Raw genomic sequence first — 21178 nt, forward strand, 5'->3', positions numbered from 1 at the left:
CGACCATTGGTATTGTTTATCGCGCTAAGGAATATTATTCAAACAAATTATGATGAAGATCTTTTATGTTGCGCCGCGTACGCTTTCCCAGCTCAGCCCGAAGCGGGCCAGGTATTTGCGCAGACGATCCGCATCATTCGGGTTGGCCTTTTTCTGCCGGGAAATGGCGAACAATTCACGCCCTGCTTCTGAAAGCGTCTGGCTGCGCCGACAGACGGCAATCACCGTTTCTAACTGGCGTTGATCGAACAGATCCAGCTTGCTGATATCCACCGGCAAGTCAGGCAATGCTGATTCCCCACGCCAGTGATGCGCTAAACGCTGCACCTCCTCTTCGACTAACGCGTCGTTAATCCGCCCCTGTTCCGCCAGCGTTGCCATTCGCGCGATTGACGTGCTCAGTTCGCGAAAGTTGCCGCGCCACGCCGCGTGGGGAGAACAGGCGAAGGCCAGATAGCGCTCGCGTGCGCCTTTATCAAAGCGGATTTGCGTCTGCTGCTGCTGTGAAAAACGCTGGAGTTCATACTCAATGTTCGGGGCGATATCTTCCCGCCGCTCCGCCAGACCCGGCAGCGCGAACGTCCACATATTGATACGCGCAAAGAGATCTTCCCTGAAACGTCCTTCCGCCACCCACTGCTGCATATTCCGGTGCGTGCCCGCAATCAGTTGAAAATCACTGTGCACTTCTTTATCGGAGCCAAAGGGGAAAAAAGTCTTCTCTTCAATCGCTTTCAGCAGCATCGCCTGCTCATCCAGCCCCAGCTCGGCAATCTCATCGAGGAACAGCACGCCGCCATCGGCTTCGCGCAGCAGTCCGGTACGTGCCTGTTGCGCGCCGGTGAATGCACCTTTCACATGGCCAAATAGCGTCGACATGGCATTATCACCGCGCAGCGTGGCGCAGTTCACCGCCACCAGACGCCCCTGCACCAGATGTCGGGACTGGCGTAACTGAAAGATGCGTTTTGCCAGAAACGATTTTCCCGCACCGGTTGGCCCGGTCAGCAGAATGGGCGCAGTCGAGCGCAGCGATACGCGTTCGATTTGCTCGATTAAGCGGTTAAAGGTGACATTACGCGTATCAATGCCGGATTTCAGAAACGACACCGACTGCTGCTGTTCGCGCTGAAAACGGCTGGTCAGCGTGGCGTAACGGCTTAAATCCAGATCGATAACCGAACAGACGCCGGCAGCTATTGCTTCGTCAGCAGCGCCTTTCGCCGCCGGGCCGGTCTGCAACAGGCTGGCGGGCAGATAACGGGCTTCGGTCAGCAGGAACCAGCAGATCTGCGCGACGTGCGTCCCGGTGGTGATATGCACCAGGTACTCTTCATTTTCCGTATCGAACGGGTAACGGGTAGCGAAATCGAGAAACGCGGCATACACCTCTTCAAAATCCCACGGATCTTTAATCATCACCGCATGTTTGCGTACCTCGGTATGTGGCGAGACGAGGGCAATGTCCTCCGCCGTCTGTTGCGCCAGCCCTTCATCGCGCGGCTGGTGCAGCAGCTCAAGCCTGTCGACAGCGAAATCCGGCTGCTGGCATAAGCCCACGGTGGGTCGCCATTTGCGAAAGCGGTTTTGCCGTTTGCCACGTTTATCCAGCACCGTTCCCAGTACACCAATTACCACCCGACGCTTCATGCTTATCCCATAAGATAAAAACAGATATTTAAAGATAAAAAATAATCATCGCTGCCGCAATGCCAGTAAACCAAGTGGAAAATAAAAGTATTATTTTTCAGTTGGATAAAAAATTTATTTGCTTTTTTCGGATTCTGGCACGCTTCTGGCAATAACTATTACGTCAGCACGCTGAGGTAGCAGGGGGTACGCACCCCGCCGGCGCACCAGGAACGGCACGAGACGTTTTCCGGGGGGCGTTCCGTCAGTGGAAAGACACTTGCGAAAAGTCGGTTCTTTTTCGGGTTCGAATCCCGGATTCGCCACCTTATCTGTGGAGATAAACAGGCAGTACCCCGGTAGTCGGGCTGTTGACGATTACCCCCAACGACCGCCGGTAACGGCGCCGGACGGCAGGCAAAACGTTGTTTCCCCTGCGGTTTCGCCCCTGCATCCGCGGTCGTTAAGGCTAACTATTTAAGGAGATCGTTATGACCAACAAAATCACAATACGTAAAGGTCAATTAGGTTTACTGGCAAAAGAGGGTGACTACATCCAGGTTCTGGAAACCGGCGAGCACCGCCTGCCGTGGTTCAACAAACCCGACGTGCTGGTGGTGAATACCGATGGCAGCGAAGTGGCTGCCGGTCTGGCGGAGTATTTGCGCCGCTTCCAGCCGCAGTGGGTGGAGCGTTACTGCCTGGTGGCCGATATGGCAGATAACGAGGCCGGTGCGCTTTATCTCAACGGCATGCTGCTGGAGATCCTGCCGCCTTCAACGCGCCGTCTTTACTGGCAAGCGGATGACGCGCTGAAACTGGTACGCATCGATACCCGTGACGTACGGGTTCCCACGGAGATCCTTAACGCCGTGGCGCAACCCAAACGCAGCGTGACGGTAAAAGGTCGCGACGCGATCCTGGCGGTGCAGGTTCCGGCCTGGCACGCGGGCGTTTTAAAAGTCGATGGCGTGACGCAGGCGCTGTTACCGGCGGGATTGAGCGGCTACTGGAAAGTAAACCATCTGGTGGAAGCCGAAGTGGTGGACTTACGCCTGCAAGTGCTGGAAGTGAGCGGCCAGGAGATCCTGACCAAAGATAAAGTCACCTTACGGCTGAACCTGGCGGCGAACTGGCGTTACACCGATGTATTAAGCGCCTTTGCCCAACTGAGCAAACCGCTGGATCACCTCTACCGCGAATTGCAGTTTGCCCTGCGTGAAGCGGTGGGCACGCGCACGCTGGATGAGTTGCTGGAAGATAAGCAGGTAATCGATGAGTTAGTGAGCGTGCAGGTGGCAAATCGCATGGCGGCATTTGGTATTGAAGTGGCGTCGCTCGGGGTGAAAGACATCATCCTGCCGGGTGAGATGAAAACGATCCTGTCGCGCTTAGTGGAAGCGGAGAAATCGGCACAGGCTAATGTTATCCGCCGTCGTGAAGAGACCGCAGCGACCCGTTCGTTGCTGAACACGGCAAAAGTGATGGAGAGCAACCCGGTGGCGTTGCGACTTAAAGAGTTAGAAACGCTGGAGCGTGTGGCGGAGCGCATCGATAAGATCTCGGTCTTCGGTGGCCTAGACCAGGTATTGCACGGCCTTGTTAACATCAAAGGAAGCCATGATGCAGCATAACGACTATCAACTGCTGGCAAAGGAGAACAGCGCGCCGGTGAAAATGTGGACGCACGGCGTGCCGGTGGAACCCGAAGCGCGTGAGCAGTTGCTGAATACGGCAAAAATGCCGTTTATCTTCAAACACCTGGCCGTGATGCCGGATGTCCATCTGGGGAAAGGTTCAACCATCGGCAGCGTTATCCCGACTAAAGGGGCGATTATCCCGGCGGCGGTTGGCGTGGATATCGGCTGCGGCATGATTGCCGTGCGCACCTCGCTGCTGGCGGCGGATCTGCCGGATAACCTCGGCGGGCTGCGCAGCGCCATTGAGCAGGCGGTGCCGCACGGACGTTCGGTGAACCGGTCGAAACGTGATAAAGGCGCGTGGGAAAACCCGCCGCAAGAGGTGGATAGCCACTGGGCGTTGCTTGCGCCGCGCTTTAAGCGCCTGACGGATAAATACCCGCGCTTGTTGCAAACCAACAACCATCAACATTTGGGAACGTTGGGAACCGGTAACCACTTTATCGAAGTGTGTCTGGATGAGCAGCAACGCGTGTGGGTGATGTTGCACAGCGGCTCGCGCGGCGTGGGTAACGCCATCGGTAACGTGTTTATCACGCTCGCGCAGCAGGATATGCAGCAGCATATCGCCAATTTGCCGGACCGAAACCTGGCCTATTTCCAGGAAGGCAGCAAGCACTACGACGACTATCTGGAAGCGGTCGAGTGGGCGCAGGATTTTGCCCGCCACAACCGTGAAGTGATGATGTCGCGCGTACTGGCGGCGCTGTCGCGCATTGTGACCAAACCGTTTATCACCCGGCAGGAAGCGGTGAATTGCCACCATAACTATGTGCAAAAAGAGACGCACTTTGGTGAAGAGGTGCTGGTGACGCGTAAAGGCGCAGTTTCCGCGCAAAAAGGGCAGATGGGGATTATTCCCGGCTCGATGGGCGCGAAAAGTTTTATCGTGCGTGGGCTGGGAAATGAAGAGAGCTTCTGCTCATGCAGCCACGGAGCAGGGCGCACCATGAGTCGTACGGCGGCCAAAAAACGCTTCACCGTGGAAGATCAAATACGCGCCACTGCGCATGTAGAGTGCCGTAAAGACAGCGAGGTGATCGATGAGATCCCGATGGCTTACAAAGATATCGACGCGGTGATGGCCGCGCAGGACTCGCTGGTGGAAGTGGTGCATACCCTGCGGCAGGTGGTGTGTGTGAAAGGATAAGAAGGAGAGTAATCATGGAATCTTTAGGCGTTGATGTCGCCATGCGTGGGCGCGTGCGGCAGGTGTTACACGATGTAGAACACACCTACGGCGTGAAAGTGCTCTACGCCTGCGAATCCGGTAGCCGCGGCTGGGGTTTCGCTTCGCCGGACAGCGATTACGATGTGCGCTTTCTGTATGTGCATCAACCGGACTGGTATCTGCGCGTCGAGCCGCAGCGTGATGTGATAGAACTGCCGATAGACGATGAGCTGGACGTTTGCGGGTGGGAGTGGCGCAAAGCGCTGGGGTTGCTGAAAAGCGCTAACCCGGCCTTAATCGAATGGTTAGATTCCCCGATCGTTTACCAGCAGGATGACGCCACGCTCGCCGCGTTGCGCGTGCAGGTGCCGCACTGGTTTTCGCCGGTCAGAGCGCGCTGGCACTACTATTCGATGGCGAAAAAGAACTTTCGCGGCTATTTGCAGGGTGAACAGGTTCGGCTGAAAAAGTACTTTTACGTGCTGCGTCCGCTGCTGGCGGTGCGCTGGATAGAAGCGGGTAAAGGCATGCCGCCAATGCGTTTCGCTTCGTTGCTGGCAGGCAGCGATCTTGACGCGCCATTACGGGCGGAAATTGATGAGCTGCTGGCGTTAAAGCAACGGGCAGGCGAAGCGCAATACGGTGCGCAACGTCCGCTGCTGCATGCATTTATCGGCGATGAGCTGGCGCGCGGCGAAATCGCAGATGCGCTGCCGGAAAGCCGCAGCGGCAAAGTCAGCGATCTCGACGCGTTGCTGTACCAGACGGTGATGGCATAAGAAAAAAGCCCGGTGATTCGCCGGGCTTTTTGCTCTCATCCGCAAACGGGGAGGAATTACTCAAACAAATTATGATGCAGTTTTTGCACCACTTGCTCGGCCTCTTTTCCGGGTACAAGGAAGCAGAGGTTATGGCTGGATGCGCCATAGCAAATCATGCGGATATTAAACGGGTCCAGCACGCCAAACACCTCTTTACCCACGCCGCAGGCTTTCGACAAATCGTTGCCGATAATCGCCACCAGCGCTAAATCTTCTTCCACTTCCACCCGGCACAGAGAAGAAAGCTCGGTCAGCAGCGCCTGGGTTAATAAGGTGTCGCCGGTCGACGTTGAACCGGTGGTGTCCAGCGTCAGCGCCACGCTCACTTCCGAGGTGGTGATCAAATCAACCGAGATACTGTGACGCGCCAGGATGCCAAACACTTCGGCAAGAAAACCGCGTGAGTGCAGCATGTTCAGGCTGTGCAGCGTGAGCAGGGTCTGCTTGCGGCGCAGCGCCAGTGCGCGGAACAGCGGCGGGTTGCTGGTGTTATTGCATACCAGCGTGCCACCGGCTTTCGGATCTCTGCTGGAGCCGACAAAAACCGGAATGTCGCTGCGTACTGCGGGCAACAGCGTGGCGGGGTGCAGCACTTTCGCGCCAAAAGTCGCCATCTCTGCCGCTTCTTCAAAGGCGATCTCGTCAATGCGTTTCGCGGCGGGCACCACGCGCGGGTCGGTGGTGTAAATGCCCGGGACATCGGTCCAGATATCCACACGCGAGGCGTGCAGCGCTTCGCCCAACAGTGCGGCGGTATAATCGCTGCCGCCGCGGCCAAGCGTGGTGGTACGGCCTTTGGCTTCGCTACCGATAAAGCCCTGGGTGATCACCAGCCCTTCATTCAGACGCGGCGCGAGTTGCTGCCCGGCAAGTTCCGCCAGTGCGGCGACATCCGGTTCAGCGCGGCCAAAACGATCGCTGGTGCGCATCACTTTGCGTACATCAAACCACTGTGCCTGTACGTTGCGTTCGCGCAGCACTTCCACAAACAGCAGTGTCGACATCAGCTCGCCATGACTGACCAGTTCGTCGGTCAGCGCGGTGGATGTCGCCAGCGATGCGGCTTCGGCAAGCGTGGTGATATTTTCCAACAGGCGCTCGATCTCTTCGCGGATCACCGCCGGGTTCGCCAGGCGTTCCAGAATATCGAACTGAATTTTGCGGATAGCGTCGAGCTTGACGAAACGCTCGCTGGCTTCCAGCCCTTCGGCCAGCGCGACCAGCAGATTGGTTACCCCTGCGGAAGCGGAAAGCACCACCAGACGGACGCTGGTATCGGAAAGCACCACGTCCGCACTGCGGTTCATGGCATCAAAATCGGCAACGCTGGTGCCGCCAAATTTGGCGACAACGAAACTAGTCATAACAACCTCGTGTCAGGGGATTCTCTATTCAGCCATGGCACAAGGAAAGAGCGAAAAACGGGGTGGGCGCAGAGCGATAAACAGCTACGATTTCCCCAGAAGTGCTCCACCTTGTCTGCCCGCTTTCTGTAACGTCTGCGGACATGAAACGTTCGACAGCGAACGCTTCTGGTGACAACCCAGGGGATTCAGCCCCTGTAGCCGATAACGCACGCTGCCAGGCGTTTTGTTATCTCGGCGTTACTCCCCCTCAGGTGTTTTCATCAGCCTGGCGCTTCGAACACCGTGTGCCTGGGTAACGCGCCTCTTCTGGCAATGTTTACCTTCGCCTTTCACGCCGCAGCGGTGTTGGCTGCCTTCACTTACCCCGGTCACTTACTTGTGTAAGCTCCCGGGGATGCGCTCAGTTGCCGCCTTGCTGCAACGCGAAATGCTTTGGTAAGGATTACCTTCGCCTTTCACGCCGCAGCGGTGTTGGCTGCTTTCACTTACCCCGTCACTGACTTATGTAAGTTCCCGGGGATGTGCTCAGTTGCCGCCTTGCTGCAACGTGAAATGCTTTGGTAAGGATTACCTTCGCCTTCACGCCGCATCGGTGCTGGCTGCCTTCACTTACCCCGGTCACTTACTTGTGTAAGCTCCCGGGGATGCGCTCAGTTGCCGCCTTGCTGCAACGTGAAATGCTTTGGTAAGGATTACCTTCGCCTTCATGCCGCAGCGGTGTTGGCTGCTTTCACTTACCCCGTCACTTACTTGTGTAAGCTCCCGGGGATGCGCTCAGTTGCCGCCTTGCTGCAACGTGAAATGCTTTGGTAAGGATTACCTTCGCCTTCACGCCGCATCGGTGCTGGCTGCTTTCACTTACCCCGTCACTGACTTGTGTTAGTTCCCGGGGATGTGCTCAGTTGCCGCCTTGCTGCAACGCGAAATGCTTTGGTAATGCAAACCCGCGCATGCGCGGGTAGTGCGTTTATAAATAAAGGGTTAGCGGGCATGCTGTCAACGCCGGGATTATGCGGATTTTTCATGCTGCATTGGTCGTCAGTAAAATGACTTATGTTGTGCTCAAATTCGGCGATTTTTGGTCGTTATTCGCCCGCGTGTACGGCGAGCCGGCACAAAAACCATCACAATTTTCCCCGGCAGGCGCTACAATCGACGGCAGTCACAATTCTCAAATCAGAAGAGTATTGCTATGAAAAACATCAATCCAACGCAGACATCTGCCTGGCAGGCATTACAGAAACACTACGCTGACATGAAGGACGTCACTATCGCGGATCTGTTCGCGAAAGAGGGCGACCGCTTTAGCAAATTCTCCGCAACGTTTAACGACCTGATGCTGGTGGATTTCTCCAAAAACCGCATCACGCAAGAGACGCTGGACAAACTGCTGGCACTGGCCAAAGAGACCGATCTGGCGGGTGCGATCAAATCCATGTTCTCCGGTGAAAAAATTAACCGCACCGAAGATCGCGCCGTGCTGCATGTCGCGCTGCGTAACCGTAGCAATACGCCGATTGTGGTGGATGGCAAAGATGTAATGCCGGAAGTCAACGCGGTGCTGGAGAAGATGAAAGCCTTCTCTGAAGCGATCATTTCAGGTAGCTGGAAAGGTTACACCGGTAAACCGATCACCGACGTGGTGAACATCGGTATCGGCGGTTCCGACCTCGGCCCTTTCATGGTGACCGAAGCGCTGCGCCCGTACAAAAACCACCTGAACATGCATTTCGTCTCTAACGTCGATGGTACACACATCGCCGAAGTGCTGAAAAAAGTGAACCCGGAAACCACGCTGTTCCTCGTGGCGTCCAAAACCTTTACCACCCAGGAAACCATGACCAACGCCCACAGCGCGCGCGACTGGTTCCTGAAAACCGCCGGTGACAACAAACACGTGGCGAAACACTTCGCGGCGCTCTCCACCAACGCGAAAGCGGTGGGTGAGTTCGGCATCGACACCGCGAACATGTTTGAATTCTGGGACTGGGTTGGTGGCCGCTACTCTCTGTGGTCGGCGATTGGCCTGTCTATCATCCTCTCCGTCGGTTACGACAACTTTGTTGAGCTGCTCTCCGGCGCGCACGCGATGGACAAGCACTTCTCCACCACTGAGCTTGATAAAAACCTGCCAGTGCTGCTGGCGCTGATTGGTATCTGGTACAACAACTTCTTCGGCGCTGAAACCGAAGCGATTCTGCCGTACGACCAGTACATGCACCGTTTTGCCGCTTACTTCCAGCAGGGCAATATGGAGTCCAACGGTAAATACGTTGACCGTAACGGCAACGCGGTGGATTACCAGACTGGCCCGATCATCTGGGGTGAGCCGGGCACCAACGGTCAGCACGCGTTCTATCAGCTGATTCACCAGGGCACCAAAATGGTTCCGTGTGATTTCATCGCGCCGGCTATCACCCATAACGCGCTTTCCGATCACCACCAGAAACTGCTGTCGAACTTCTTTGCGCAGACCGAAGCGCTGGCGTTCGGTAAATCCCGCGAGGTGGTCGAGCAGGAATATCGCGATCAGGGTAAAGATCCGGCAACGCTTAACCACGTTGTGCCGTTCAAAGTGTTTGAAGGCAACCGCCCGACTAACTCTATTCTGCTGCGCGAAATCACCCCGTTTAGCCTGGGCGCGCTGATTGCGCTGTACGAGCACAAAATCTTCACCCAGGGCGCAATCCTTAACATCTTCACTTTTGATCAGTGGGGTGTGGAGCTGGGTAAACAGCTGGCGAACCGCATTCTGCCGGAGCTGGGCGATGACAAATCCATCTCCAGCCACGACAGCTCAACCAATGGTCTGATTAACCGCTACAAATCCTGGCGCGGTTAAGCCACATAAGCGTCGCTTCGGCGGCGCTTTTTTTTACCGATTATATTTATTCCTGCGAGGTTATATTGCGCGAGGATTTCGCCCGATATATATAAGCAATTCCGATATCGATATTTTAAAGCTAAATTACGGGGATTATTCCTGGTTCGCTGTTTCTATATCTATCATCAGGTTTATCTGAAAAACGCTACAGGTGGATAAGCGGCGGCTATAAATTTTAGGACTAGCCTTATTGTGTCAATATTTTGTCATTATTTAATCGTTTGAAAGATATGCTATTTTTGATTTTTGTCTTCTCTTTTTAAATGCCTGATACCAATTTTCCGAAAACGTTCCCCGCTATTTCCCGATGCGTAAACCCTCTGCTGTAGTTGTGTATACTCGATATCGCCTGAATTCTTTCAGGTAAATCTCCATTCATTCAATGAAGGGAAATTGATATGAAAAAAGTCCTGTATGGCATTTTTGCCATATCCGCGCTTGCGGCGACTTCTGCTTTTGCAGCACCGGTGCAAATCGGTGAAGCGGCAGGGTCGGCAGCGACCTCTGTTTCTGCGGGTAGCTCCGCAGCAACGAGCGTTAGCACCGTAGGGTCTGCGGTGGGTGTCGCGCTGGCGGCAACCGGTGGCGGTGATGGCTCCAACACGGGAACCACGACCACCACGACCACAAGTACCCAGTAATAGCGGGTACATTAACTATAACCACACTTCGGTGTGGTTATTCCGCCCCTTTCGGAGAAGAGTCGTGAAGCGACCTGGTATCATCTTGATTTGCCTGCTCCTTCAGGCATGTTCAGGCCCCATCAAAGGCCTCGGGAATTCACTCTGGAACAGCGTATTTGGTATGCCGGGCGTGCAGCTCACGGATGAAGAAATCCTCAATATGCCGTATGCCAGCCAGTACATGCAGCTCAACAACGGCCCACAACTGTTTGTGGTGCTCGCTTTCGCCGAAAACGGGCAGCAGAAATGGGTGACGCAGGATCAGTCCACCATCGTCACGCAAAACTATCGCATCGTGAAAACGCATCTGCCTGGCGACAACCTGCTGGATGTTAATAACCTGGCGGCAGATCCGCTGGCGAAACCGAACCAGATTGTCGATGGCGCGAGCTGGACGCGCTTAATGGGCTGGACGGAAAACAAGCAGGTGCGCTACGCCACCGCCCGTTCTGTCTTCCGCTGGAATGGCACCGACACGGTGAAGCTGGCGAGCGACGTCACCGCAGTACGCATCCTTGATGAAGAGGTGACGACCGACCAGAAACGCTGGCGCAACCGCTATTGGGTGGATGAACAAGGGGTTATCCGGCAATCCGAGCAGTACCTTGGCGCGGACTGGTTCCCGGTGAAAACCACCCTGGTTAAGGCGGCGAAATAATGAAAAAACGCGCTCTTCTTCCGCTGTTAGCCAGCCTCGCTTCCCCGCTGGCGTTCGCTGTCGGCACTGTTGATGTCTATACCGAGGGCGATAGCAAGCCGAAAACCTTAACCAACGCCGCACACCTGGTGGATCTGGTCGGGCAGCCCCGTCTGGCGAATAGCTGGTGGCCCGGCGCGGTGGTCAGCGAACGGCAGGCGACGATTGCCGAACAGGCTCGCCATCAGGCGCTTCTTGCGCGGCTTAGCGCACTTGCCGCCGATGAGAGCGGCAACAGCGCCGCGGCGATCAACGCGCTGCGCAAGCAGTTGCAGGCGATGAAGGTCACCGGTCGACAAATCGTTGAGCTGGATCCAGATTACCTGCGTACCCACCGTCTCGCCAACCGGCCATTAGAAGGGCAGTACACCTTATGGGTTGGCTCGCAGCCGACCACTATCACCGTGGTTGGGCTTATCAGCAGCCCGGGCAAAAAAGTGTTCACGCCGGGACGCGATGTGGTGAGCTATCTGGATGAGATGAGCCTGCTGAGCGGTGCGGAACGCAGCTATGCCTGGGTGATTTACCCCAACGGCAAAACGCAAAAGGTACCGGTTGGCTACTGGAACCGACGCCACGTGGAGCCGATGCCCGGCAGCGTGATTTTTGTCGGTTTCGCACCGGGTTTGTGGAGCAACGAGTATGACGAGCTGAATGCCGACATTCTTCAGTCCCTGACGCATCGGATACCGGAATAATAATGAAAAAATCGTTTGTCATTAGCCTGTTGGCGCTGGGGATTAGCGCCGCCTGTCACGCAGAATCGTACCCGGAACCGATTGGCCCATCGCAGTCGGACTTCGGCGGCGTTGGCCTGCTGCAAACGCCCACCGCGCGGATGTCGCGCGAGGGTGAACTGAGCTTTAACTACCGCGATAACAATCAGTACCGTTACTACTCCGGTTCGGTGCAGCTCTTCCCGTGGCTGGAAACAACGCTGCGCTACACCGATGTGCGGACGCGGAAATACAGTTCGGTAGAAGCCTTCTCGGGCAATCAGTCCTACAAAGATAAAGCCTTCGATTTAAAACTGCGCCTGTGGCAAGAAGGCTACTGGCTGCCGGAAGTTTCCGTGGGCGCGCGCGATATTGGCGGTACCGGGCTGTTCGACGGCGAATATCTGGTGGCGAACAAAGCCTGGGGGCCGTTCGATTTCTCGCTGGGTATCGGTTGGGGCTACCTTGGCACCAGCGGTAATATCAAAAACCCGCTCTGCTCCTACGACGAGAAATATTGTACGCGCGACACCCGTTACAAAGCCGCTGGCTCCACGGATACCAGCCAGATGTTCCGTGGCCCGACCGCGCTGTTTGGCGGGGTGGAGTACCAGACGCCGTGGAACCCGCTGCGCCTGAAACTGGAGTATGAAGGGAATAACTACCAGCAGGACTTCGCCGGTAAACTGCCGCAGCGCAGCAAGGTCAACGTCGGCGCGATTTACCGCGTTACCGACTGGGCGGACATCAACCTGAGCTATGAGCGCGGGAATACCTGGATGTTCGGCTTTACCCTGCGTAACAACTTCAGCGATCTGCGCCCATCGTATATCGACAACGCGCGGCCAAAATATCAGCCACAGCCGCAAGATGCGATCCTCCAGCATTCGGTGGTGGCGAATCAGCTGACCTTACTGAAATACAACGCCGGGCTTACCGATCCGCAAATTCAGGTGAAAGGTGACACGCTGTATGTCACCGGCGAGCAGGTGAAATACCGCAATACCCAGGAAGGGGTTGAGCGCGCGAATCGCATCATCATGAATGATCTGCCTGATGGCATTCGCACTATTCGCGTGACGGAAAACCGCCTCAATATGCCGGTTGTCACCACCGAGACGGATGTTGCCAGCCTGAAGCGCCACCTTGAAGGCGAACCGCTGGGGCAGGATACGGAACTGGTGCAAAAACGCGAAACGCCTATCGTGCCGGACAAACCGGAGCAGGGCTGGTATATCGATAAATCCTCGTTCGATTTCCATATCGACCCGGTGCTTAACCAGTCATTCGGCGGGCCGGAAGCTTTCTACATGTACCAGCTTGGCGTGATGGCCACTGCCGACTGGTGGCTCACGGATCACCTGCTGACCACCGGTAGCCTGTTTGGCAACCTGACCAATAACTACGACAAGTTTAACTACACCAACCCGCCGAGAGACACCGCCTTGCCGCGTGTGCGTACCCGCGTGCGTGAATATGTGCAGAACGATATTTACGTCAACAACATGCAGGCGAACTACTTCCAGTACCTGGGCAATAATTTCTATGGCCAGGTGTATGCCGGGTATCTGGAAACCATGTACGGCGGTGCCGGTGCCGAACTGTTGTGGCGTCCGGTTGATAGTCACTGGGCGTTTGGTATTGACGGCAACTACGTGAAACAGCGTGACTGGCGCAGTGCGCAGGACATGATGAAATTCACCGATTACAGCGTCAAAACCGGCCACTTTACCGCTTACTGGACGCCGTGGTTCGCCGAAAATGTGCTGGTGAAAGCCAGCGTCGGTCAATATCTGGCGGGCGATAAAGGCGTCACGCTGGATGTGTCGAAGCACTTCGACAGCGGGATTGTGGTGGGCGCGTATGCCACCAAAACCAACGTTTCAGCCGCGCAGTATGGGGAAGGGGACTTCACCAAAGGGGTCTACATTTCGGTTCCGCTGGATCTGTTCAGCACCGGTCCGACCCGCAGCCGCGCTGGCGTTGGCTGGACGCCGTTGACGCGTGACGGTGGCCAGATGCTGGGCCGTAAGTTTGAGCTTTATAACATGACCAACGATAAGACGGTCAACTTCCAGTAAGCCTTCTCTCTCCCCGTGCGGGGAGAGAATAGCCGCAAGGCCTGTCTTTCTCCATCTTCAACCCTGTTTCTCTCCCCGTGTGGGGAGAGAGTGGCCGTAAGGCCTGTCTTTCCCCATCTTCAACCCTGTTTCTCTCCCCGTGTGGGGAGATAGCGGGCGCAAGGTCTGTCTTTCTCCATCTTCAACCCTGTTTCTCTCCCCGAGTGGGGAGAGAGTGGCCGCAAGGTCTGCCTTTCTCCATCTTCAACCCTGTTTCTCTCCCCGAGTGGGGAGAGAGTGGCCGCAAGGCCTGTCTTTACCTATCTTCAACCCTGTTTCTCTCCCCATCCGGGGAGGGAAAGGTGCATTTATAACCGGCGCAACAGCCGCGCCGGATTTCCCGCATACACCCCTTTCTCGCTGATCGATTTGGTCACCACGCTGCCCGCGCCTATCACACAGCCATCGGCAATAGTCACTGCCAGAATCGTCGCGCCGCTGCCAATCGACACGTCATTACCAATCACGATGCGCCCCCAGTTGTTGCTGTCGGGGTCCGGTTTGCCGTCGCGAAACATATCGTTGGCAAACATCACGCCGTGACCGATAAAGCAGCGCTCACCAATGGTGACATATTCGCAAATAAAGCTGTGCGACTGGATCTTCGAACCTTTACCGATCTGGGTATGCCCTTGGATTTCGACAAACGGGCCGACAAACACATCGTCCGCCAGCGTGCAGTCGTATAAATTCGCGGGTTCATAAATCACCACGTTTTCGCCGCAGGTCACATTGCGTACGGCGGTTTGGCGCAAAGCGGCGCTTGCCATCCTCCCTCCTTAAAGCGGTTTGCCCAGAATATGCAGTGTACTTTGCTGCGACGCGGTACTGAATAGTGTGTCTTTGAGATGCGTGAATCCCAGCCGGTGGTAAAAGCGCCGCGCGTTCGGGTTGGCGTCCAGCACTTCCAGCCAGATAAACCGCTCACCACGCTGTTGCGCCAGGCGTTCTATTTCTGCCAGCAGTTGCTCGCCGTAGCCTTTACGCGTTTCGCCCGGAAGAAGATAGAGTTTGTGCAGCAGCGTACCCGCCGGGCCGTGCTCGTCGACCGCGCGATGCCAGGAGACTTTAGCGAAACCGACAGGCGCCGCATTCTGCGCGATAAACCAGCTGCCCGCTTCGCTTTGCAGGCTGTGCTCGATTACTGCCGGGGAATACTCCTGGCGGAGAAATGCCTCCAGCTCGGCCGGTTCGCGCCACAGAGGGGCAAAATGATGGCGATAACTGGCGTAGCCCATTTCACTCAGTAACGCGGCGTCCGCGATTTCAGCTTTACGTACGGTAAGCATGCTCTTTTTCGTCTCCTGCGTGGACATGTCTGTGCAACATGTCATCACGTGGTGTCACAAAATATAAGCAAATAATGTAGATCCAGATCACATTTTTGCGATATACAAAGCGTTGTTCACCAGTAATGAGGTGCCGCTATGACATCGCTAACTCGTCCACGCGTTGAATTTATTTCGACCATATTGCAGACCGTGCTGAATCTTGGTTTGCTCAGCCTCGGTCTGATTTTGATTGTCTTTCTGGGCAAAGAGACACTGCATCTGGCGGATGTGCTGTTCGCGCCGGTGCAAACCAGCAAATATGAGCTGGTGGAAGGGCTGGTGGTTTATTTTCTCTATTTCGAATTTATCGCCCTGATTGTGAAGTACTTTCAGTCCGGGTTTCACTTCCCGCTGCGCTATTTTATCTACATTGGTATTACCGCGATTGTGCGGTTGATCATCGTCGATCACCAGTCGCCAATGGATGTATTGATCTACTCGGCGGCGATCCTGTTGCTGGTGATCACGCTGTGGTTGTGTAACTCGAAGCGGCTGAGGCGCGAATAAAAAAAGGGCGATCCGGGGATCGCCAATGACTTCACAAGTTGGGTGATACAAGTTGAGGGTGCAGTGGCAACGCCGGTCATCTTTCGGGTGATAGCTGCGTTGGCTTCCTTTACTCACCCCGGTCACTGACTTCAGTCAGTTGCCGGGGATTCATGCAGTCGCCGCCTTGCTCTAACCCGAACTATTTAAGGCGCAATAACAACAATGAAAATTAACCTTTCACACCGCCTGCGGTCAGGCCGTTAACCAGCCAGCGCTGCGCAAGCAGGAAGACAACCGTAATTGGGATCGCGGACAGCACCGCCGCCGCGGCAAAATCGCCCCACAGATAGTTTTGCGGGTTGAGATATTGCTGCATCCCGACCGCCAGCGTGTAGCTGTTAACATCGCGCAGCAGCAGCGAGGCAACCGGTACTTCGGTAATGGCGGCGATAAACGACAGAATAAACACCACCGCCAGGATCGGCACCGACAGCGGCAGCAGCACCAGGCGGAACGCCTGCCACGGTGTTGCGCCATCCAGCGAGGCGGCTTCTTCCAGCGAACCGTCGATCGTTTCGAAATAACCTTTGATCGTCCACACATGCAGCGCGATCCCGCCCATATAAGCGAAGATCACCCCGCCATGGGTATTCAGGCCGATAAACGGCACGTACTGGCCGAGCCGGTCAAACAACGCGTACAGCGCCACCAGCGACAGCACCGCCGGGAACATCTGGAAAATCAGCATCCCTTTCAGCAATGTCGCTTTGCCGCGAAAGCGCATACGGGCAAAGGCGTACGCAGAAGTGGTGGAGAGCGCCACAATGCCGACCGCGGTGATCACGGCGATTTTTACCGAGTTCCACAGCCACAGCAGCACCGGGAACGGCGGCGGCGTGACGCGGCCATCGGCGTGTTCGACGCTAAAGCCCAGCGCGAGGCGCCAGTGTTCCCACGAGATATTCTCCGGAATTAAACTGCCGGTGGCGAAGTTACCTTCACGCAGCGAAATGGCGACCACCATCAGCAGCGGGAACATAATCGCGGCAATAAACACCAGCAATAACAAATGGGTGATAAACAGCCGCAGCTTTTGCGATTTCGCCTGCACCATAGCCATAATTTTCGTCCTCCTTAATCGAATTTCATGCGCGTAGCTTTCAGGTTGACGATAGCCAACGCACCTACCAGCAGGAAAATCAGCGTGGCAATAGCGGCAGCGAGCCCAAAGTCCTGACCACCGCCGCCTTCAAAGGCGATGCGATAGGTGTAGCTCACCAGCAAGTCGGTATAACCGGCTGGCGTGGTGGTGCCGATGCGATCCGGCCCGCCGTTGGTCAGCAGTTGGATCAGCACGAAGTTGTTAAAGTTAAACGCGAAGCTGGCGATCATCAGCGGCGTCAGCGGCTTGATCAGCAGCGGGAAGGTGATGCGGAAAAAGTTTTGCAGCGGTCCGGCACCGTCCATGGCTGAGGCTTCATACAGATCGTCAGGGATCGCTTTCAACAGCCCCATGCACAGGATCATCATGTACGGATAACCGAGCCAGGTGTTGACGATCACGATCATTGAACGCGCGGTGGTGGGATCGCTAAACCAGGCCGGTTTAATGCCAAACAGCGCGCTCAGCATCATGTTGATCTCGCCAAAGCTCTGGTTAAACAGCCCCTTGAAGATCAAAATGGAGATAAACGACGGTACGGCATACGGCAGAATTAACAACACGCGATAAATCGCTTTGCCTTTCAGGGATTCCCACTGTACGACGCAGGCCAGCACCATGCCCACGGCAACGGTCAGAACCACGGTCAGCACCGAGAACACCACCGTCCAGATAAAGATCTCAATAAACGGTTTTTGAATGCCTTCATCGGTAAAGACGCGCGTGAAGTTATCCCAGCCGATGGTCACGGTATAGCCGGGGCTGAGCTTTTCGCTGCCCCAACTGCCATCGGCGTTAATCACCTGGAAGTAGCCGATTTCATTGTTCGGGCGGTATTTCGCGCCGCTCTGGTTGTTGAGCAGCGTGCCATCCTGTTCAAGCTGATACAGCGGGCGCGTACCGGAGAACTGGCGCAGCGAACTCATGGCCACTTTGCTGCCATCCGGCAGAAGGGCGGTCAGCTGGTTCAGCGCCTGGCGATTTTGCGTGATGATGCGCAGGTTGGCGCGCTCGCCAGCGGGCAGGGCGTCAGCCTCTTTTAACGTCAGTTGCTGCTCGCCGCCGGGTTTGAACGCATCGGAAACGTAGTTTTTACCGCTGTCGCCGTCAGTCAGTGCCAGTTGCCACGCATCTCCCGCCGGGTAAAGCCCAAAGTTATACGCTTTGCCTGCCTGGTAGGAACGATCGAGCAGCACCTGCTGCGCGCGCTCCTGAGTGAGCTGGTTAGTGCTGCTGTAGTTGGTAAACGCAATGGCGATGGTACAAACCAGCGGGAACAGGACAAACAGCCCCATACCTGCCACGCCGGGGTAAACATAGCGCCAGGCATAGGCTTTACGGTTGGCGAAAATATAGAGGCCCGCCGAGCTGAGGACGAGCGTGGTAATGGCGAAAAGGTATTCCCCCTGGGCATACATCATAACGACAAGGTAAGCCACCAACAGGCCAACAACGGTGATGGCCGCCCATGCGAGTTGCGGGCTTTGCCACCAGTGGCGTTTTCTTCTTACATCCATGGGGATTTCCTCTCTACTCAACACCCTTCACGCTGCCGCGTTGTTGGCTGCGGTTGCGCACGCTGGTAGCTTACTTTTGTAAGCGCGCCGGGATACTCAACGTTGCCGCCATGATGCGCGTGAAGGATGCCGCGTATACAACATGTCCAATTCGCCTTATCCCCGTGCGGGGATAAGGCATTCACATTTTTACTTGGTAATACGACCCTGGGCGTCTTTCAGCGCGGCGTCGACGGTCTGGCGATCGCTAACGGCGTTGATAACCGCGGTGCGTGTGGCGTACCAGAAGGCGGCCATTTGCGGGATGTTCGGCATAATTTCACCGGTTTTCGCGTTATCCATGGTCGCGGCGATGCGTTGGTCTTTTGCTAACTGATCCTGATAGGATTTCAGCGCGACCGCACCCAGCGGTTTGTCCTTGTTAACGTCTGCCAGGCCTTGATCGGTCAGCAGATAGTTTTCGAGGAACTCTTTCGCCAGCTCTTTGTTCGGGCTGGCGGCGTTGATGCCTGCGCTCAGCACGCCAACGAACGGTTTAGAAGGCTTACCTTTAAAGGTTGGCAGCAGCGCGACGCCGTAATTGACTTTGCTCTTATCAATGTTGGCCCACGCCCACGGACCATTGATGGTCATCGCGGTTTCACCTTTGTTGAACGCCGCTTCTGCAATCGAGTAATCCGTGTCGGCATTCATGTGTTTGTCTTTAATCAGCTTCACGAGGAAGCCAAGACCCGCTTTCGCGCCTGCGTTGTCGACGCCGACATCTTTCACGTCGTATTTGCCGTTTTCAAACTTGAAGGCGTAACCGCCGTCGGCGGCAATCAGCGGCCAGGTGAAGTACGGTTCTTGCAGGTTGAACATCAACGCGCTCTTACCTTTCGCTTTCAGCTGTTTATCCAGCGCCGGGATCTCTTCCCAGGTTTTCGGCGGGTTTGGCACGAGGTCTTTGTTGTAAATCAGCGATAAGGATTCGACAGCAATCGGGTAGGCAATCAGCTTACCGTTGTAACGCACCGCGTCCCAGGTGAAGGGGTACAGCTTGTCCTGGAAGGCTTTATCCGGGGTGACTTCTGCCAGCAGACCGGATTGCGCATAGCCACCAAAGCGGTCGTGTGCCCAGAAAATAATGTCCGGGCCGTCGCCGGTTGCAGCAACCTGCGGGAATTTCTCTTCCAGTTTATCCGGGTGTTCTACGGTGACTTTAATGCCGGTGTCTTTCTCAAATTTCTTACCCACTTCGGCAAGGCCGTTATAGCCTTTGTCGCCGTTGATCCAAATGACCAGCTTACCTTCTTCGATTTTGGCGAGGGCAGAGGCGGAAAACATCATCGTCGCCACTGCGGACAAAGCGAGGATGCGTGCGCCTGTTTTGATTTTCATATATCCCGTCCTTTAGGTGATGTGCTCGTGGATACGCTCAAGGTAGTTCGACGGGATTAGTCTCCTTTTTTGACAAGCGCTTCTCATCCTCCTTAACCCTACGCCCCTGGGGCGATTTGTGTGATCTCTGTTACAGAGATTTGCATTATGTGTGTTAGCGCACATAAAAAAGCGCCGATTTTTGCAGAGCCCATCACGAAAATGCCCGCAGCCCGCCTGTCGAGGGGGCAGAGACATTGTTCTCATCCTCCCGCCTCCTCCCCCACAAAAAACCAGGGGGGTGGAGGATTCGCCCGCTGAATCGATGCTCCATAGTCAGCCCACGTTGAATGTTTCTGTTGGTGACAGGTTGTAACGAAGGGAGAAGGGCATGGCGAGCGTACAGCTGCGTAATGTAACGAAAGCCTGGGGCGATGTGGTGGTGTCGAAAGACATCAGTCTCGACATCCACGAAGGAGAATTCGTGGTGTTTGTCGGTCCGTCAGGCTGTGGTAAATCGACGCTGCTGCGCATGATTGCCGGGCTGGAAACCATCACCAGCGGGGATTTGCTGATTGGCGATACCCGCATGAATGAGGTTCCTCCCGCAGAACGCGGCGTTGGCATGGTGTTTCAGTCCTACGCGCTCTATCCGCATTTGTCAGTTGCGGAAAATATGTCTTTCGGCCTGAAGTTAGCGGGCGCGAAAAAAGAGATGATCAAATCGCGCGTCACGCAAGTAGCGGAAGTGCTGCAACTGGCGCATTTACTGGATCGCAAACCGAAAGCCCTTTCTGGCGGTCAGCGTCAGCGTGTGGCGATCGGTCGTACGCTGGTGGCTGAACCCAGCGTCTTCTTGCTTGATGAACCTCTCTCCAACCTTGATGCCGCCCTGCGTGTGCAGATGCGTATTGAGATCTCCCGTCTGCACAAACGTCTTGGCCGCACGATGATTTACGTCACCCACGATCAGGTGGAAGCGATGACGCTGGCCGACAAAATCGTGGTGCTCGATGCCGGGCGCGTGGCGCAAGTGGGTAAACCGCTGGAGTTGTATCACTACCCGGCAGACCGTTTTGTCGCCGGTTTTATCGGCTCGCCGAAGATGAACTTCCTGCCGGTAAAAGTGACCTCTACCGCCATTGAACAGGTTCAGGTTGAGCTGCCTAACCGCCAGCGCGTGTGGCTGCCGGTGGACAGCGCCAATGTGCAGGTCGGCGCAAATATGTCTTTGGGCATCCGCCCGGAGCATCTGCTGCCCAGCGACATCGCCGATGTCACGCTGGAGGGCGAAGTTCAGGTCGTCGAACAGCTTGGCCACGAAACACAAATTCATATCCAGATCCCTGCAATACGTCAGAACCTGGTCTACCGCCAGAACGACGTGGTGCTGGTAGAAGAGGGTGCCACATTCGCCATCGGCTTACCGCCGGAGCGTTGCCATCTGTTCCGTGAAGATGGCACCGCCTGCCGCCGGTTACATAAAGAACCGGGCGTTTAAGCGTACCCCACAAAGCGTTTACACAAAGCCA

At 55.7% G+C, this 21178-nt stretch carries 17 protein-coding genes and 1 riboswitch; of the genes, 10 read left to right on the forward strand and 7 right to left on the reverse strand.

Annotated features, from left to right (window positions below; all coding sequences use genetic code 11):
- Positions 1–63: 63 nt before the first annotated feature.
- Entirely contained in the window at positions 64–1650 is a 1587-nt protein-coding gene (gene rtcR / locus H650_RS15640; protein ID WP_020456093.1) for an RNA repair transcriptional activator RtcR, read from the reverse strand.
- A 470-nt stretch (positions 1651–2120) separates the two neighbouring features.
- Between rtcR and H650_RS15645 the strand changes: the two genes are divergently transcribed.
- Genes H650_RS15645 through H650_RS15655 form a run of 3 tightly spaced genes read left to right on the forward strand, consistent with a single transcriptional unit; the run spans position 2121 to position 5279 of the window.
- Positions 2121–3263: a slipin family protein gene (locus H650_RS15645; protein ID WP_020456095.1), complete on the forward strand. Its 1143-nt coding sequence runs from the start codon at positions 2121–2123 to the stop codon at positions 3261–3263.
- Positions 3253–4479: an RtcB family protein gene (locus H650_RS15650; protein WP_020456096.1), complete on the forward strand. Its 1227-nt coding sequence runs from the start codon at positions 3253–3255 to the stop codon at positions 4477–4479. Before H650_RS15645 ends, H650_RS15650 begins: the two co-directional genes overlap by 11 nt.
- A gap of 14 nt (positions 4480–4493) precedes the next feature.
- On the forward strand, positions 4494–5279 hold the full coding sequence (locus tag H650_RS15655; RefSeq protein ID WP_020456097.1) for a nucleotidyltransferase domain-containing protein: 786 nt from the start codon (positions 4494–4496) through the stop codon (positions 5277–5279).
- 56 nt (positions 5280–5335) lie between these two features.
- Here H650_RS15655 and lysC read toward each other — a convergent pair whose 3' ends face one another.
- The gene (lysC, locus tag H650_RS15660) at positions 5336–6685 is read right to left on the reverse strand and encodes a lysine-sensitive aspartokinase 3 (RefSeq protein ID WP_020456098.1); all 1350 of its coding nucleotides are present in this window, start codon (positions 6683–6685) and stop codon (positions 5336–5338) included.
- Between the two features lie 91 nt (positions 6686–6776).
- Positions 6777–7002: riboswitch (Lysine riboswitch) on the reverse strand.
- An 878-nt stretch (positions 7003–7880) separates the two neighbouring features.
- Here lysC and pgi point away from each other — a divergent pair.
- The 5 genes from pgi (at position 7881) to H650_RS15685 (ending at position 13749) form a co-directional block, all read left to right on the forward strand.
- Positions 7881–9530, forward strand: coding sequence for a glucose-6-phosphate isomerase (pgi, locus tag H650_RS15665; protein WP_020456099.1), 1650 nt, complete (start codon positions 7881–7883; stop codon positions 9528–9530).
- Between the two features lie 440 nt (positions 9531–9970).
- Positions 9971–10213, forward strand: a complete 243-nt coding sequence (yjbE, locus tag H650_RS15670) for an exopolysaccharide production protein YjbE (RefSeq protein ID WP_007372406.1) — start codon at positions 9971–9973, stop codon at positions 10211–10213.
- Positions 10214–10277: 64 nt separating this feature from the next.
- Positions 10278–10913, forward strand: a complete 636-nt coding sequence (locus H650_RS15675) for a YjbF family lipoprotein (protein WP_044489544.1) — start codon at positions 10278–10280, stop codon at positions 10911–10913.
- Positions 10913–11650 carry a capsule biosynthesis GfcC family protein gene (locus H650_RS15680; protein ID WP_020456101.1) on the forward strand — a complete coding sequence of 246 codons (738 nt, stop codon included), beginning with the start codon at positions 10913–10915 and terminating at the stop codon, positions 11648–11650. The genes H650_RS15675 and H650_RS15680 overlap by 1 nt, the downstream gene beginning before the upstream one ends.
- 2 nt (positions 11651–11652) lie before the next feature.
- Positions 11653–13749, forward strand: a complete 2097-nt coding sequence (locus H650_RS15685; protein WP_020456102.1) for a YjbH domain-containing protein — start codon at positions 11653–11655, stop codon at positions 13747–13749.
- Between the two features lie 347 nt (positions 13750–14096).
- Here the strand turns inward: H650_RS15685 and H650_RS15690 are convergent, their stop codons facing one another.
- Both H650_RS15690 and H650_RS15695 read right to left on the reverse strand, forming a co-directional pair.
- Positions 14097–14558: an acyltransferase gene (locus H650_RS15690; RefSeq protein WP_020456103.1), complete on the reverse strand. Its 462-nt coding sequence runs from the start codon at positions 14556–14558 to the stop codon at positions 14097–14099.
- 9 nt (positions 14559–14567) lie between these two features.
- Complete coding sequence (locus H650_RS15695; RefSeq protein WP_020456104.1) at positions 14568–15077, reverse strand: GNAT family N-acetyltransferase; 510 nt, start codon at positions 15075–15077, stop codon at positions 14568–14570.
- Between the two features lie 138 nt (positions 15078–15215).
- On the opposite strand from H650_RS15695, the gene psiE reads away from it, so the two are divergent.
- Complete coding sequence (psiE, locus tag H650_RS15700) at positions 15216–15626, forward strand: phosphate-starvation-inducible protein PsiE (protein WP_020456105.1); 411 nt, start codon at positions 15216–15218, stop codon at positions 15624–15626.
- 211 nt (positions 15627–15837) lie between these two features.
- Here the strand turns inward: psiE and malG are convergent, their stop codons facing one another.
- The 3 genes from malG to malE form a co-directional block, all read right to left on the reverse strand.
- Positions 15838–16728, reverse strand: a complete 891-nt coding sequence (gene malG / locus H650_RS15705; RefSeq protein WP_017459427.1) for a maltose ABC transporter permease MalG — start codon at positions 16726–16728, stop codon at positions 15838–15840.
- A 14-nt stretch (positions 16729–16742) separates the two neighbouring features.
- Entirely contained in the window at positions 16743–18287 is a 1545-nt protein-coding gene (gene malF, locus H650_RS15710; RefSeq protein ID WP_020456106.1) for a maltose ABC transporter permease MalF, read from the reverse strand.
- Between the two features lie 189 nt (positions 18288–18476).
- Positions 18477–19667, reverse strand: coding sequence for a maltose/maltodextrin ABC transporter substrate-binding protein MalE (malE, locus tag H650_RS15715; RefSeq protein ID WP_020456107.1), 1191 nt, complete (start codon positions 19665–19667; stop codon positions 18477–18479).
- Between the two features lie 370 nt (positions 19668–20037).
- On the opposite strand from malE, the gene malK reads away from it, so the two are divergent.
- Entirely contained in the window at positions 20038–21147 is a 1110-nt protein-coding gene (gene malK, locus H650_RS15720; RefSeq protein ID WP_020456108.1) for a maltose/maltodextrin ABC transporter ATP-binding protein MalK, read from the forward strand.
- Positions 21148–21178: the final 31 nt, after the last annotated feature.

Source organism: Enterobacter sp. R4-368, assembly GCF_000410515.1.
Classification (GTDB): domain Bacteria; phylum Pseudomonadota; class Gammaproteobacteria; order Enterobacterales; family Enterobacteriaceae; genus Kosakonia.

Excerpts from the sequence above, each read along its gene's own strand:
- rtcR (WP_020456093.1), bottom strand. The coding sequence starts at position 1,650 with ATGAAGCGTCGGGTGGTAATTGGTGTACTGGGAACGGTGCTGGATAAA.
- H650_RS15645 (WP_020456095.1), top strand. The coding sequence starts at position 2,121 with ATGACCAACAAAATCACAATACGTAAAGGTCAATTAGGTTTACTGGCA.
- H650_RS15650 (WP_020456096.1), top strand. The coding sequence starts at position 3,253 with ATGCAGCATAACGACTATCAACTGCTGGCAAAGGAGAACAGCGCGCCG.
- H650_RS15655 (WP_020456097.1), top strand. The coding sequence starts at position 4,494 with ATGGAATCTTTAGGCGTTGATGTCGCCATGCGTGGGCGCGTGCGGCAG.
- lysC (WP_020456098.1), bottom strand. The coding sequence starts at position 6,685 with ATGACTAGTTTCGTTGTCGCCAAATTTGGCGGCACCAGCGTTGCCGAT.
- pgi (WP_020456099.1), top strand. The coding sequence starts at position 7,881 with ATGAAAAACATCAATCCAACGCAGACATCTGCCTGGCAGGCATTACAG.
- yjbE (WP_007372406.1), top strand. The coding sequence starts at position 9,971 with ATGAAAAAAGTCCTGTATGGCATTTTTGCCATATCCGCGCTTGCGGCG.
- H650_RS15680 (WP_020456101.1), top strand. The coding sequence starts at position 10,913 with ATGAAAAAACGCGCTCTTCTTCCGCTGTTAGCCAGCCTCGCTTCCCCG.
- H650_RS15685 (WP_020456102.1), top strand. The coding sequence starts at position 11,653 with ATGAAAAAATCGTTTGTCATTAGCCTGTTGGCGCTGGGGATTAGCGCC.
- H650_RS15690 (WP_020456103.1), bottom strand. The coding sequence starts at position 14,558 with ATGGCAAGCGCCGCTTTGCGCCAAACCGCCGTACGCAATGTGACCTGC.
- H650_RS15695 (WP_020456104.1), bottom strand. The coding sequence starts at position 15,077 with ATGCTTACCGTACGTAAAGCTGAAATCGCGGACGCCGCGTTACTGAGT.
- psiE (WP_020456105.1), top strand. The coding sequence starts at position 15,216 with ATGACATCGCTAACTCGTCCACGCGTTGAATTTATTTCGACCATATTG.
- malG (WP_017459427.1), bottom strand. The coding sequence starts at position 16,728 with ATGGCTATGGTGCAGGCGAAATCGCAAAAGCTGCGGCTGTTTATCACC.
- malF (WP_020456106.1), bottom strand. The coding sequence starts at position 18,287 with ATGGATGTAAGAAGAAAACGCCACTGGTGGCAAAGCCCGCAACTCGCA.
- malE (WP_020456107.1), bottom strand. The coding sequence starts at position 19,667 with ATGAAAATCAAAACAGGCGCACGCATCCTCGCTTTGTCCGCAGTGGCG.
- malK (WP_020456108.1), top strand. The coding sequence starts at position 20,038 with ATGGCGAGCGTACAGCTGCGTAATGTAACGAAAGCCTGGGGCGATGTG.